The sequence below is a fragment of the Pseudomonas frederiksbergensis genome (genome assembly GCF_001952935.1).
Taxonomy (GTDB): Bacteria; Pseudomonadota; Gammaproteobacteria; order Pseudomonadales; family Pseudomonadaceae; genus Aquipseudomonas; species Aquipseudomonas frederiksbergensis.
In genome coordinates, this window is record NZ_CP018319.1 from 1,440,150 (window position 1) to 1,454,491 (window position 14,342).

General features: G+C 60.4%; 12 protein-coding genes. 6 read left to right on the forward strand and 6 right to left on the reverse strand.

What is annotated here, in order from left to right; genetic code table 11:
• Nucleotides 1-36: 36 nt before the first annotated feature.
• The 6 genes from PFAS1_RS06955 to mreB all read right to left on the reverse strand — a co-directional run bounded on the left by PFAS1_RS06955 (nt 37) and on the right by mreB (nt 8,899).
• The gene (locus PFAS1_RS06955) at nt 37-3,840 is read right to left on the reverse strand and encodes a YhdP family protein (RefSeq protein WP_076028648.1); all 3,804 of its coding nucleotides are present in this window, start codon (nt 3,838-3,840) and stop codon (nt 37-39) included.
• Between the two features lie 75 nt (nt 3,841-3,915).
• Nucleotides 3,916-5,373: a ribonuclease G gene (gene rng, locus PFAS1_RS06960; protein WP_076028649.1), complete on the reverse strand. Its 1,458-nt coding sequence runs from the start codon at nt 5,371-5,373 to the stop codon at nt 3,916-3,918.
• 57 nt (nt 5,374-5,430) lie between these two features.
• A complete protein-coding gene (locus PFAS1_RS06965) occupies nt 5,431-6,027 on the reverse strand; it encodes a Maf family protein (RefSeq protein ID WP_076028650.1) in 597 nt (198 codons plus the stop codon).
• A gap of 43 nt (nt 6,028-6,070) precedes the next feature.
• Entirely contained in the window at nt 6,071-6,562 is a 492-nt protein-coding gene (gene mreD / locus PFAS1_RS06970; RefSeq protein ID WP_074873774.1) for a rod shape-determining protein MreD, read from the reverse strand.
• A complete protein-coding gene (gene mreC, locus PFAS1_RS06975) occupies nt 6,562-7,683 on the reverse strand; it encodes a rod shape-determining protein MreC (protein WP_232252212.1) in 1,122 nt (373 codons plus the stop codon). Before mreC ends, mreD begins: the two co-directional genes overlap by 1 nt.
• 178 nt (nt 7,684-7,861) lie before the next feature.
• Nucleotides 7,862-8,899 (reverse strand): rod shape-determining protein MreB, encoded by a 1,038-nt coding sequence (mreB, locus tag PFAS1_RS06980; RefSeq protein WP_002555108.1) that lies wholly within the window; start codon nt 8,897-8,899, stop codon nt 7,862-7,864.
• 214 nt (nt 8,900-9,113) lie between these two features.
• Here mreB and gatC point away from each other — a divergent pair, with 214 nt between their 5' ends.
• The 6 genes from gatC to PFAS1_RS07010 all read left to right on the forward strand — a co-directional run bounded on the left by gatC (nt 9,114) and on the right by PFAS1_RS07010 (nt 14,338).
• Nucleotides 9,114-9,401, forward strand: a complete 288-nt coding sequence (gene gatC, locus PFAS1_RS06985) for an Asp-tRNA(Asn)/Glu-tRNA(Gln) amidotransferase subunit GatC (RefSeq protein ID WP_074873770.1) — start codon at nt 9,114-9,116, stop codon at nt 9,399-9,401.
• A gap of 16 nt (nt 9,402-9,417) precedes the next feature.
• Nucleotides 9,418-10,869: an Asp-tRNA(Asn)/Glu-tRNA(Gln) amidotransferase subunit GatA gene (gatA, locus tag PFAS1_RS06990; RefSeq protein WP_074873769.1), complete on the forward strand. Its 1,452-nt coding sequence runs from the start codon at nt 9,418-9,420 to the stop codon at nt 10,867-10,869.
• A gap of 10 nt (nt 10,870-10,879) precedes the next feature.
• The gene (gene gatB / locus PFAS1_RS06995; RefSeq protein ID WP_076028652.1) at nt 10,880-12,325 is read left to right on the forward strand and encodes an Asp-tRNA(Asn)/Glu-tRNA(Gln) amidotransferase subunit GatB; all 1,446 of its coding nucleotides are present in this window, start codon (nt 10,880-10,882) and stop codon (nt 12,323-12,325) included.
• A 149-nt stretch (nt 12,326-12,474) separates the two neighbouring features.
• Nucleotides 12,475-12,849, forward strand: a complete 375-nt coding sequence (locus PFAS1_RS07000; RefSeq protein WP_038978953.1) for a septal ring lytic transglycosylase RlpA family protein — start codon at nt 12,475-12,477, stop codon at nt 12,847-12,849.
• 50 nt (nt 12,850-12,899) lie between these two features.
• Nucleotides 12,900-13,961, forward strand: a complete 1,062-nt coding sequence (locus PFAS1_RS07005) for a calcium/sodium antiporter (protein ID WP_074873767.1) — start codon at nt 12,900-12,902, stop codon at nt 13,959-13,961.
• A complete protein-coding gene (locus PFAS1_RS07010; protein ID WP_074873766.1) occupies nt 13,958-14,338 on the forward strand; it encodes a carboxymuconolactone decarboxylase family protein in 381 nt (126 codons plus the stop codon). Before PFAS1_RS07005 ends, PFAS1_RS07010 begins: the two co-directional genes overlap by 4 nt.
• The last annotated feature ends 4 nt before the right edge of the window (nt 14,339-14,342 follow it).

Below are 14,342 nucleotides of genomic sequence, written 5' to 3' on the forward strand. Positions count from 1 at the left end.
GGCCATGCTACTCCATCGGCCTGAGGCGTGGCGTTGTCAAAAAGGCTTGTCGAAGGTGATCTTCGGCTCTTTCCACGGCCCCTTGACGGTGTATTGGACGCTGGCGAAACGCGCCACACGGTCACCGATCAGCTTATCGATCAGGAACAGCGCACCGCCAATAGCTGGCGCGCCGACGATCAGGGCGGCAATCGGCAGGTTGTTGGTCACAGGCAACGTCACCAGCAACTTGGCATCGATCTGGTCACCCACCAGGTTCAAAGTGCCGTTGAGTTCAACATTACTCGACGGACCGGTCATCTGGATCGGCTCCTTGGTCACGTAAACGCCGTTGGTCGCGACGAGCAGGCCTTTGACCCGGTCATAACTCAAGCCTTTGCCGAACAGATCGGAGAAGTCCAGACGCAGCCGGCGACCAATGGAGTTGAAGTTCAGCAGGCCAAATACCCGCAAGGCCTGGGCGCTGCCCTCGACTTCAACGAACTGGCCTTTATTGAGCGACGCATCAAGGGTGCCGGAGAACCGCTTGCTGGCCAGCCAGGCCGGAGAACCTGGCCAGCGACCATCGACATCCATATGAAATTCTTCACTGGTGACACTTGGCGCATAGCCCCAGCCCTTCAACACATCGGCGAGATTCTTGCCGCTGATCCGGCCCTTGTACCAACTGCTGCTGGAACCGGGCACACCTTCCCAACCGCCGCTGCCCTGCAGGAGAATGCCCTTGAGGCCCAGATCCAGCGTGTTAAGCGCAATGCCCTTGGCGGTCGGACGGACTTTCAGATACCACGCTCCGACGAGGTCCTTGCCCTGGAACAGCTGATTGATGGTGATATCCAGTGCCGGGATCTTCGTCGGATCCACCGAGGCCAGTGGATCCGGCGAGTTTTCGTCGGCCAGGACCGTGGGGTCTGGTGCCGGCAAACGCACGTATTGCAGATTGATCGCAATTGGCGCCGCTTTCGCATCGGGGATGCTGGCACTGCCCTTGACCTGCTGACTGTCAAGTTGCAAGGCCCACGCGGCAGGTTTGCGGCTCAACTGCACCGACGCCTGATCGAGCGTGGTGCCGACACCGCTGAGTTTGCCGACCTTGAAGTCCGCGCTGCTCAGCAACTGCTTGGCGTTGCCGCCCGGATCCTGGCCGGCGTATTTATCGACCAGGTCCTTCCAGGGGCGGACATCCAGTTCCGACAGCACACCGCGCACTCGCAAGCCTTTGGCGCCGGGTAGCACGGCGTTGCCGCCCCCCAGGAACAACTCGCCGCGCCCATCGGCAAAATTGCCGGGCGGTGCCGCAAACGTAAAGTTAGCCAGATCACCGTAGTTGACCCAGTAGCGCCGCTCCGCCCCCTGCAAGGTCATTCGGAATGTGGTGTCGCGGCCGACATCGGCCGTCATGCCGAAAGGCGCCGGCAAATCGACTGCTACCCCCTTCAGGTTGGAGCTGACCATCAATTGACTGTCGGCCCCGTCAAGGTTCAGTTGCAGCTGATAAGGGATCACACCGGACACTGGCAACGGCTGAGTAACACTCAGCCACTCAGTCAGTTTCTTGACCTCGACCTGCCCCGAGCCGACGACGCGAGTCTTGAGGTTGCCGGGGGTGCCCTCGGCGAAAATCTGTGCGCTAACCGGTTTATCAAAGGCTCGCGCGGTGATGTTTTGCCCGCTCAAACCCTTGGTGCTGTCGAAACGGAAATCGCCCTTGAGCTGAGTCAGCTCCAGGGTTGGCTCAGCCATTTTCAGGCGAGCCTTGGCGGTCTTGAAGTCGACGAGGATCTTTGGCTGTTCGCCTTTGACCAATGGAATGTCCAGTTTCAGTTTGCCTCGCAGATCGCCCTCGCCTTCCCAGCCGGCAAAGGTGGCGGCGGTGCCGATCGGCGCTTCCTGGAGAATCTTCAAGCCATCGCCCAACCCGCCGGCAAATCCGCCATCGAGGAACAGATGGACGCTTTGCCCCGCTGGCACATGGGGAATATTGACGTAAATGTCGCTGACCTGGGTATTGAGTAACTGACCCTGGCTGGCCAGGATCCGCACACCGCTGTCTTCAACAAACACGTCACCCGTGACGTTGCTGACATGTGGCCAGCCTGGCTGGAAGGCCAGTTCGGCATCGTGAACCTTGAAGAACAGGCTGATGCTGCGGGCTGTGTCGGCGGCCCCATGGTTCAGCGAACCCTGGTACTGGAAGAAGCCTTCGTCCACCGCACCTTTGAGAATCGCCGTACGCAGCCATTCGTCCAGCCCGGGGCTGAGCATTGTCGGCAAGTACTTGGCGGTGTAACGACCGTCGCCGTCCACCAGACCGACCCGCAGGTCCATGTAGTCTTCCTGGGTGTGGTCGAAATGCAGGCGGATCAGGAAGTCGCCAGCAATCTTGCCCTCCTCGCCCAGCACCTTCAGGTATGGCGCGATCAAGGTGAAGGCTTCTTTATCGAGTTTCCAGGTCAGACGGGCATTGGCCTGAATGTACTGCCATGGTTTGGCAAAGATCGGGTCCAGGTGCAGGGAAAAGTCCTTGCTGTCCATACGCAGTTCACCACTGCCCAGATCACCGCTGATGCTGCCACTGACATTTCGCGCCGCCGGAGCGCCGTGGTAGGCATCGAAGCCGACCCGATCCAGGTTGGCGGCAAAGCTGAATTTGCTGTCGTCGGTGGCATTGGGTCGGAAGTCGATCAGCACATTACGCAGGCCACCGGTCACTTTGAGTCGCTCGACGGCCGTAGCAACGCCTTCGGGCAGCGGTCCCAAAGCATTCAATATCGGGGTGATCGGGGTGAGGTCGAGGCGGTCGGCTTGCAGGTGCCAAAGCTCTTCAGACTTTTCTGTGGCCTTGGTCTGTTTGAGTTGCAGATGCGATTCCCAACGGGTCTCGCCAAGGTTCATGGCCAGCGAATCCAGGGTGATCAGTGCGCCTTCGGAACTGCGCTGGAAATAGCCGTTGAGCGCCAGGTTGTTGATCTGGATCGGCTTGCGCTCGGCGTACGCGCCCTTGAGTTGCGGCGCGTTCAAGCGAATCGCCGCACTCTGCAGGGCGCCCTTGTTCCAGTTCACCCAAAGCTCGCCGCCGGCCTTGAACTCGGAAAAATTCCATTGTTGGGTCAAGCGCTCAGGCAACCATTTCGACCAGTCGCTTTGCGGCAGGCTCAAATAGGCTTCAGCCTCGCCGTCTTTCCATTCGCTGGCGCGCAGACGGGTACGCAGGCTGATGGCCACCGGTTGCCCGTCAGGCAAGGTCAAACGGGCGTCGAGTCGCTGGCGCGAGACACCGGTTTTCAGATTCAGTCCGACGTAAGTCAGGGTCAGCGGCTGCTCTTGCAGTGGCTGCAAAGTGACTTGGCTATCGAGTACCGACAGTTGCTGAACCATCTGCATGCGATTGAGCAATTGCTCAGGATCCAGCGGCTGATCCTGTTGCACCGGTAAACCTTCCAGCGCCCAATGGCCGTCCTCGCCTTCCTTGAGGCTGATCTTCAGGCCGCTGAGTTCCAGATGAGCGACGCGCACTTCACGAGCCATCAGACTGGCCCACAGATCCGGCACCACGCGCACCTGATCCAGACGCAGGGCATTGGCACCCTCGCCGACCATCACGTCGTGAGCCAGCATGATCGGAGCAAAACCGCTCCAGCTACCTTCCAGCTCGCCGATGTTCAGCGGCATGCCCAAGGCCGCGCTGGCTTTGGCTTCGACTTCGGCACGGTACTCGGCCACCAGCGGGGTCAGCTCTCGGCCGAGGCTGACATATAACGCCAACGACACCAGAACCAACGCACACAGCCCCAGCCCCCAGCGGGTCAGTGCGGCTAAAATGCGTGTCAGACGCTCCATGTCAGTTGGCTCCCATGGCAAAAAAACTGCAAAAAGCTGAGGCCAGCCGTTCTGTCAGGGTTGAAAGACAGCGATTCAGAGCAGCACCACGTCGTATTGTTCCTGGGAATACATGGTTTCCACCTGGAACCGGATAGTGCGCCCGATAAAACCTTCGAGTTCGGCGACATTGCCCGATTCTTCATCGAGCAAACGGTCGACCACTTTCTGGTTTGCCAATACACGATAGCCTTCCGCCTGATAGGCGCGAGCTTCTCGGAGGATTTCGCGGAAAATCTCGTAGCAAACGGTTTCCGGCGTCTTCAGCTTGCCGCGTCCCTGACAGCTGCTGCACGGTTCGCACAGTACTTGTTCAAGACTTTCGCGGGTGCGCTTGCGAGTCATCTGCACCAAGCCCAACTCGGTGATGCCGATGATGTTGGTCTTGGCGTGATCACGCTCCAGTTGCTTCTCGAGGGTGCGCAGCACCTGACGCTGGTGTTCTTCATCTTCCATGTCGATGAAATCGATGATGATGATCCCGCCCAGGTTGCGCAGGCGCAGCTGGCGAGCAATGGCGGTCGCAGCTTCGAGGTTGGTCTTGAAGATGGTTTCTTCGAGATTGCGATGACCGACGAACGCCCCGGTGTTGACGTCGATGGTGCTCATGGCTTCCGCCGGATCGACCACCAGGTAACCGCCGGACTTCAGCGGGACTTTGCGCTCCAGGGCCTTCTGGATTTCGTCTTCGACGCCGTACAGGTCGAAGATCGGCCGCTCGCCCGGGTAATGCTCAAGACGATCGGCGATTTCCGGCATCAGCTCGGCGACGAACTGTGTGGTTTTCTGGAAGGTTTCCCGGGAGTCGATCCGGATCTTCTCGATCTTCGGGCTCACCAGGTCGCGCAGGGTGCGCAGCGCCAGGCCGAGGTCTTCGTAGATCACACTTGGCGCGCCGATGGTTTTGATCTGCTCGTTGATCTGATCCCAGAGACGACGCAGGTAACGAATGTCCATGAGGATTTCATCTGCACCGGCACCTTCGGCAGCGGTACGCAGGATGAAACCACCGACTTCTTGAATACCTTCTGTGGCCACGCAATCGGTGACCACTTGTTTGAGACGTTCGCGCTCGGCTTCGTCTTCGATCTTCAACGAAATGCCAACGTGTGCGGTGCGCGGCATGTACACCAGATAACGCGATGGAATCGACAACTGAGTCGTCAGGCGTGCGCCTTTTGAGCCGATCGGGTCCTTGGTGACTTGCACCACCAGGCTCTGGCCTTCGTGAACCAGAGCGCTGATGCTCTCGACCGCCGGGCCTTCGCGCAGGGAGATTTCCGAGGCATGAATGAAAGCGGCGCGGTCCAGGCCGATGTCGACGAAGGCCGCCTGCATGCCCGGCAATACCCGCACGACCTTGCCTTTATAGATGTTGCCGACGATCCCGCGCTTTTGCGTGCGCTCGACGTGGACCTCTTGCAGAACACCGTTTTCAACCACCGCCACGCGCGATTCCATCGGCGTGATGTTGATCAGGATCTCTTCACTCATGGCAGGGTCTCGTTCAGGCATGTTCACGATAATGGCCGCATCTTGTCAGTACGACGCTCAACGCGCGTTAAGGGTTTGCCAACAGGGTATGCCGAAATGGCCGAGCAGCTCAGCGGTTTCGCACAGCGGTAACCCGACCACCGCCGAGTAACTGCCATTGAGGCCGGCAACAAACACCGCGCCGAGCCCTTGAATGCCGTAGCCGCCGGCCTTGTCCTGCGGCTCGCCGCTGGCCCAGTAGGCCACCGCTTCGGCGCGACTGATGCTACGAAAGCGCACCAGACTGCGCACCACCCGAGACTCGCAACGCTCACCGTCGAGTACCGCAATCGCCGTCAGGACTTCATGTTCACACCCGGACAACATCATAAGCATGGCGCACGCCTCGGCTTCGTCCACCGGTTTGCCGAGAATTTTCCCGTCCAGCACCACAGCGGTATCGGCGCCCAGCACACAAGAATCTGCGTCGGACACGAGCGCGCCGCGTCCGGCCTCGGCCTTGCCGCGCGCCAGGCGCTCGACATAGGCCGACGGGGTCTCATTTTCCAAAGGGGTTTCATCGATGTCCGCACTGACGGCGGAGAACGGCACGCCGATCTGCGTAAGCAGCTCACGTCGACGCGGTGAGCCTGAGGCAAGGTAAAGCTGTTTCATCCAGACATCTCCCTGTCGAGGTGCGGGCAAATGCCTGACCGAATTAATTGATTTTGTAGCGTCGAAGCAAACCGCGCAAACCGTAGCTGATCCAGGGCCAGAGCAATGCGCTGACCAGTGCCGGCAAGACCAGCGCCAGCGTCGGCTGACGATTGCCGGTCAGGGCGCTGAGCCACAGTTGAACAAGCTGCGCGAGGCCGAAGATCACCAGGATCACCAGGCTCTGTTGCCACATCGGGAACATGCGCAGGCGCTGTTGCAGCGCCAGCACCAGGTACGTGATCAGCGTCAGGATCAACGCGTTCTGGCCCAGCAGCGTGCCATAAAGCACGTCTTCGGCCAGGCCCAGGCACCACGCGGTGACCATCCCGACTTTCTGCGGCATGGCCAACGCCCAGAATGCCAGCAGCAAGGCCAGCCACAGTGGACGGAGGATTTCCATGAATTGCGGCAGCGGCGAAACGCTGAGCAGCAGGCCTATGGCGAATGTCAGCCAGACTATCCAGCCGTTTCGGGAGGCAGTAGCACCAACCATTATTCTCGTCCCCCAGTGGTAGCCGGCGCAGAAACAGGCGGTTTGGCAGCAGGCCTCACAGCAGCGGCTGGCGTGGCCGGCGGTTTAGCCGCCGCAGGTTGCGCCGCGGGCGGCTTGCTGGCAGCAGGTTTCACAGCGACAGGATGAGTTGCCGCAGGTTTGGGCGGGGTTGTGGCAGCAGGGGCAGCCGTCGGCGCCACAGGAGTCACGGGCGCAGCAACAGCAGCCGGGACGATGGCAGGTTTCGGTATGGTCGCTGGAATGATCGGGCCACCACCGTGCCGGTCCAAGGCTTCTTGAGCCTGGGCAGCTTCGTTGGCGCGCTCTTCGGCTGTGCGGCCGTCGGTGAACACCAGCAACAGATAACGGCTGCGGTTCAAGGCCGCGGTCGGCACGGCGCGCACGATTGCGAACGGCTGACCGGAATCGTGAATCACTTCCTTGACCGTCGCCACCGGGTAACCCGCCGGAAACCGCTGACCCAGACCGGAGCTGACCAGCAGATCGCCTTCCTTGATATCGGCGGTATCGGCCACGTGACGCAGCTCCAGGCGTTCCGGGTTGCCGGTGCCGCTGGCAATCGCCCGCAGACCGTTGCGGTTCACCTGCACCGGAATGCTGTGAGTGGTGTCAGTCAGCAACAGCACACGAGAGGTGTATGGCATCAACTCGACCACCTGGCCCATCAGGCCACGGGCATCGAGCACCGGCTGACCGAGGACCACACCGTCGCGCTCACCTTTGTTGATGATGATGCGGTGGGTGAAGGGGTTGGGGTCCATGCCGATCAGTTCGGCCACTTCGACCTTCTCGTTGACCAGCGCGGAGGAGTTGAGCAACTCGCGCAGCCGAACGTTCTGCTCGGTGAGGGCGGCAAGCTTTTGCATGCGGCCCTGCAACAGCAGGTTTTCGGTTTTGAGTTTTTCGTTTTCGGCGACGAGCTCGGTCCGGCTGCCAAATTGGCTGGCCACACCCTGCCATAGCCGCTGCGGCAGGTCAGTGATCCAGTAAGACTGCATCAGTGCCAGCGACATTTGGCTACGCACTGGCTTGAGCAGTGTGAAGCGGGCATCGACCACCATCAGTGCGACCGATAGCACGACCAGCACCAACAAGCGCACGCCCAGTGAAGGCCCTTTGGTGAAAAGCGGTTTAATAAGCCGCTCCTCCCAGGCAAATGTTCTCTTTATTCATACGGCATCAAACCGGCCTGGATGCAGACTGACAGAAGATAAACGCCAACAGGCAGCACTGCAAAGTGCTGCCTGCGCGCCAACAGCATAGAGGCGATCCGGCGACTTATTCGCTGGAAAGCAGATCCATGGTGTGTTTATCCATCATTTCCAACGCACGGCCACCGCCGCGAGCAACGCAGGTCAGCGGGTCTTCGGCAACGATCACCGGCAGACCGGTTTCCTGGGCGAGCAACTTGTCGAGGTCACGCAGCAAGGCGCCACCACCGGTCAGTACCAGACCACGCTCGGCGATATCGGAAGCCAGTTCCGGAGGCGATTGCTCCAGCGCACTTTTCACGGCCTGAACGATGGTGGCCAGGGACTCTTGCAGAGCTTCCAGCACTTCATTGGAGTTCAGGGTGAAAGCGCGTGGAACGCCTTCGGCCAGGTTACGGCCGCGAACGTCGACTTCGCGAACTTCGCCGCCCGGATAGGCAGTACCGATTTCCTGTTTGATGCGCTCGGCAGTGGATTCGCCGATCAGGCTGCCGTAGTTGCGACGCACGTAAGTGATGATCGCTTCGTCGAAGCGGTCGCCGCCAACCCGTACGGATTCAGCGTAAACCACACCGTTCAGGGAGATCAGTGCGATTTCAGTGGTACCGCCACCGATATCGACAACCATCGAACCGCGAGCTTCTTCAACCGGAAGGCCGGCACCGATCGCAGCCGCCATTGGCTCTTCGATCAGGAACACTTCACGGGCACCGGCACCGAGGGCCGACTCACGGATGGCACGACGCTCAACCTGGGTGGACTTGCATGGAACGCAGATCAGCACACGAGGGCTAGGCTGCAGGAAACTGTTTTCGTGAACCTTGTTGATAAAGTACTGCAGCATCTTTTCGCAAACGCTGAAGTCGGCGATCACGCCATCCTTCATCGGACGAATGGCAGCAATGTTGCCCGGCGTACGGCCGAGCATGCGCTTGGCCTCGGTGCCGACAGCAACGACACTTTTCTGGTTACCGTGTGTCCGAATAGCCACAACCGATGGCTCATTCAGAACGATTCCGCGCTCGCGCACGTAAATAAGGGTGTTGGCAGTGCCCAGGTCAATGGAAAGATCGCTGGAAAACATGCCACGCAGTTTCTTGAACATGGGGAAAGGACCCTAGGCAACGCGTGGGTAAAAAAGTGCGGCAAACTCTAACAACGACAGGGATTTTGGGCAAGGCGCCAATATGTTAAATTGGCCGCTTTTCTGTGCACCAACCCCCACAATCGCGGCCTTATGACCGTAGAAATGCGGTAGTGTTCCGACAATCTAACACACGGATAGCATCCGTTCTGTTTTCCTTCCACTGGAGAATCCCATGACGCTTGAACGCTCCGACGTGGAAAAAATCGCTCATTTGGCCTGTCTTGGCCTAGATGATGCCGATCTTCCACACATCACTTCGGCCCTGAACAGCATTCTGGGGCTGGTCGACGAAATGCAGGCGGTCAATACCGACGGTATCGAGCCGCTCGCCCACCCACTGGAAGCCAGCCAGCGCCTGCGTGCAGACGTCGTGACCGAGACCAATCATCGCGAGGCTTATCAGTCCATCGCACCAGCGGTCGAAAACGGCCTGTACCTGGTTCCGAAAGTCATCGACTAAAGGGAAAGAGCCTGCAATGCATCAATTGACTCTGGCCGAGATCGCCCGCGGTCTCGCCGATAAAAAGTTTTCTTCCGAAGAGCTGACCAAAACCCTGCTGGCGCGTATCGCCCAGCTCGATCCGCAGCTCAACAGTTTCATCAGCCTCACCGAAGACCTGGCGCTCCAGCAGGCGAAAGCCGCTGATGCACGCCGGGCCAATGGTGAGAGCGGTGCCCTGCTCGGTGCGCCGATTGCCCACAAAGACCTGTTCTGCACCCAGGGCATCCGCACCAGCTGCGGCTCGAAGATGCTCGACAACTTCAAAGCACCGTACGACGCCACTGTCGTTGCCAAGTTGGCCGCCGCGGGTGCCGTGACGCTGGGCAAGACCAACATGGACGAATTCGCCATGGGTTCGGCCAACGAGTCGAGCTACTACGGCGCAGTGAAAAACCCGTGGAACCTGGAACACGTGCCCGGCGGTTCGTCCGGTGGCTCGGCCGCGGCCGTGGCCGCTCGCCTGTTGCCGGCCGCCACGGCGACCGACACCGGCGGCTCGATCCGCCAGCCCGCCGCGTTTACCAACCTGACCGGTCTGAAACCGACATACGGTCGCGTTTCGCGCTGGGGCATGATCGCCTACGCGTCCAGTCTCGATCAGGGCGGCCCGTTGGCACGCACGGCCGAAGACTGCGCGATCCTGCTGCAAGGCATGGCCGGTTTCGACCCGCAAGACTCCACCAGCATCGATGAGCCCGTGCCGGATTACAGCGCCGGCCTCAACGGTTCGCTGCAAGGCCTGCGCATCGGCGTTCCTAAAGAGTATTTCAGCGCAGGACTCGACCCGCGCATTGCCGACCTGGTCATGGCCAGTGTCGAAGAGCTGAAAAAGCTCGGTGCCGTGGTCAAGGAAATCAGCCTGCCGAACATGCAACACGCGATCCCTGCGTACTACGTGATCGCCCCGGCGGAAGCATCTTCCAACCTGTCGCGTTTCGACGGTGTGCGTTTCGGTTATCGCTGCGAAGACCCGAAAAATCTGGAAGACCTGTACAAGCGTTCCCGTGGCGAAGGTTTCGGCCCGGAAGTGCAGCGCCGGATCATGGTCGGCGCCTACGCGTTGTCCGCTGGCTACTACGATGCTTACTACCTGAAGGCGCAGAAGATTCGCCGCCTGGTGAAGAACGACTTCATGGCGGCCTTCAACGAGGTCGACATCATCCTCGGCCCAACCACGCCAAACCCGGCCTGGAAGCTTGGCGCCAAAAGCAGCGACCCGGTTGCTGCGTACCTGGAAGACGTCTACACCATCACCGCCAACCTCGCCGGCCTGCCGGGCTTGTCCATGCCAGCCGGTTTTGTCGATGGTCTGCCGGTCGGCGTGCAATTGCTCGCCCCGTACTTCCAGGAAGGCCGTTTGCTCAACGTTGCGCACCAGTATCAGTTGAACACTGACTGGCACACCCGCACCCCAACCGGCTTCTGAGGAGAAACACATGCAATGGGAAGTCGTGATCGGGCTGGAGATTCATACCCAGCTCACTACCCGGTCGAAAATCTTTTCCGGTAGCTCCACCACCTTCGGTTCCGAGCCGAACACCCAGGCCAGCCTGGTTGACCTCGGCATGCCCGGCGTATTGCCGGTGCTGAACCAGGAAGCGGTGCGCATGGCGGTGATGTTCGGTCTGGCGATCGATGCCGAGATCGGCCAGCACAACGTGTTCGCCCGTAAAAACTATTTCTACCCGGACCTGCCCAAGGGCTACCAGATCAGCCAGATGGAATTGCCGATCGTTGGCAAAGGCCACCTGGACATCGCAATGGAAGACGGCACGGTCAAGCGTGTCGGCATCACCCGTGCGCACCTGGAAGAAGACGCCGGTAAAAGCCTGCACGAAGAATTCAGCGGCGCCACCGGCATCGACCTGAACCGTGCCGGCACGCCGCTGCTGGAAATCGTCTCCGAGCCGGACATGCGCAGCGCCAAGGAAGCCGTGGCTTACGTCAAGGCGGTCCACGCGCTGGTCCGTTACCTGGGCATCTGCGACGGCAACATGGCCGAAGGCTCGCTGCGCTGCGACTGCAACGTGTCGATCCGCCCGAAAGGCCAGGTTGAGTTCGGCACGCGCTGCGAGATCAAGAACGTCAACTCGTTCCGCTTCATCGAGAAGGCGATCAACACCGAAGTGCAACGTCAGATCGAGTTGATCGAAGACGGCGGCCGGGTGATCCAGCAGACTCGCCTGTACGATCCGAACAAGGACGAGACCCGTCCGATGCGCAGCAAAGAGGAAGCCAACGACTACCGTTACTTCCCCGATCCGGACCTGCTGCCTGTGGTCATCGAGAACTCGTTCCTCGACGACGTGCGCGCCACCCTGCCGGAATTGCCACCACAGAAACGCGAGCGCTTCCAGGCGCAGTTCGGTCTGTCGGTCTACGACGCCAGCGTCCTGGCCACCAGCCGCGAGCAAGCCGATTACTTCGAGAAAGTCGCGAGCATCGGCGGCGACGCCAAACTGGCGGCCAACTGGGTGATGGTTGAACTGGGCAGCCTGTTGAACAAACAGGGCCTGGACATCGACCAGTCGCCGGTCTCGGCCGAACAACTGGGCGGCATGCTGCTGCGCATCACCGACAACACCATCTCCGGCAAAATCGCCAAAGTGGTGTTTGAGGCCATGGCCAACGGCGAAGGCAGCGCGGACGAGATCATCGAAAAGCGCGGCTTGAAGCAAGTGACCGACACCGGCGCGATCTCGGCGGTGCTGGACGAGATGCTCGCGGCCAACGCCGAACAGGTTGAACAATACCGCGCGGCAGACGAAGCCAAACGCGGCAAGATGTTCGGCTTCTTCGTCGGCCAGGCCATGAAAGCGTCCAAAGGCAAGGCCAACCCGCAACAGGTCAACGAACTGCTGAAAAGCAAGCTCGAAGGCTGATGAGCATGGAGCCAGTTTTAAAGCCTGGCTCTATTCCCTGTGGGAGCGAGCCTGCTCGCGATGACGGCGGCACATCCATCATTGATGTGACTGACAGTCCGCCATCGCGAGCAGGCTCGCTCCCACATTTGTTTTTGGGAGCCTTCCAAATGAAGCGTCTGCTCAGTGCCTGCGCCCTGCTCTCTCTGCTGGCCGGTTGCGCCAGCACGGATATTGTTGATCCACACGGCTACGACAAGACCGGCGTAGCTTCGTATTACGGCGCCAAACACCATGGCAAACGCACCGCCAGCGGCGAGCGTTTCAACCAGCACGGCCTGACCGCCGCTCATCGCCAGTTGCCGTTCGGCACCCGGGTGAAGATTACCAACCTCAATAACGACAGATCCTGCGTGGTGCGCGTCAACGACCGAGGGCCATACTCACGTGGGCGCCTGATCGATGTTTCACGCGAAGCGGCCGAACAGTTGGGCATGCTGCGCAGTGGCACCGCGAAGGTTCGCGTGCAAGCCCTCGACGACTGATAGACGGAGCGCTGACCATTTTCGGACTTGCCGATATACCCCTGATCAGCGTGATTGAATTGCTCAGCGGCCTGCTATTGCTGATCGCCGGCGCCGAGCTGATGGTGCGCGCCGCTGTGCGCCTGGCCGCACGTTTGCATGTACGACCGCTGATTATCGGCCTGACCATCGTCGCTCTCGGCAGCAGCGCACCGCAGATGGCGGTCAGCCTGCAAGCCACCCTGGCGCAGAACGCCGACATTGCCGTCGGCAGCGTGATCGGCAGCAGCATCTTCAACATCCTCGTCACCCTCGGGCTCTCGGCGCTGATCATCCCGCTGCGGGTTTCACGGCAGCTGGTGCGCCTGGATATTCCGCTGATGATCGGCGCCAGTCTTTTGGTGTTCGTCTTGGCGTGGAACGAAGAACTGACCCGCGCCGATGGCGTGATGCTGCTGGCGGCGATGGCGCTGTATCTAGGCCTGTTGCTGCGCCAGTCGCGGCACTCGACCCGCCCGCAATCGACCCGCCACGAAGTCCCGCAAGCACCATGGATCAGCAGTCTGCTGATGATCGTCGCGGGATTGGCGATGCTGGTCTATGCCGGGCACTTGCTGCTGGGCGCGGCGGTTTCGGTCGCGACTGATCTGGGGTTGTCGGAACGGATCATCGGCCTGACCATCGTCGCTGTCAGCACCTCCCTGCCCGAACTGGCGACCTCGTTGATCGCCGCCTTGCGTGGTGAGCGCGACATCGCCGTGGGCAACGTGATCGGCAGCAACCTGTTCAACCTCTTGGGCGTGCTCGGGCTTACCGCCTTGATCGCGCCGTCGCCGCTGTCGGTATCGCCCAACGCCCTGGATTTCGACTTGCCGGTGATGCTCGGCGTCGCGGTGTTGTGCCTGCCGGTGTTCTATTCCGGTTATCGGGTGACTCGCGCCGAAGGATTGCTGTTCTTGGGTTTGTACCTGGCCTATGGGCTGCACGTGGTGTCGTTCACCACCGGCATGCCGCTGGCCGGCAAGCTTGAACACCTGATGCTGTTTTTCGTCCTGCCGGCGCTGGGGGCGTTTTTGCTGTTCACCTCGCTGCGCGCCTGGCGTCGCCAACACCACAAGAGGGAATTGCCATGAGCACTGATAAAAAGCCTGGGATTGAAGTCCGACGCCAAGTGATGGGCGACGCCTTCGTCGACCGCGCCTTGGGCAACGCCACCGAGTTCACCCAGCCGCTGCAGGATTTCGTCAACGAGCACGCCTGGGGCGGGGTCTGGAACCGTGAAGGTCTGCCGTTGAAAACCCGCAGCCTGATCACCCTCGCCGCGCTGACCGCGTTGAAGTGCCCGCAGGAATTGAAAGGCCACGTGCGCGGCGCGCTGAACAATGGCTGCACGGTGGAAGAGATTCGCGAAGCGTTGCTGCATTGTGCGGTGTATGCCGGTGTGCCGGCGGCGATCGATGCGTTTCGCGCGGCGCAGGAAGTGATTGATAGCTACCAGAAGCCGGAGTAATCGG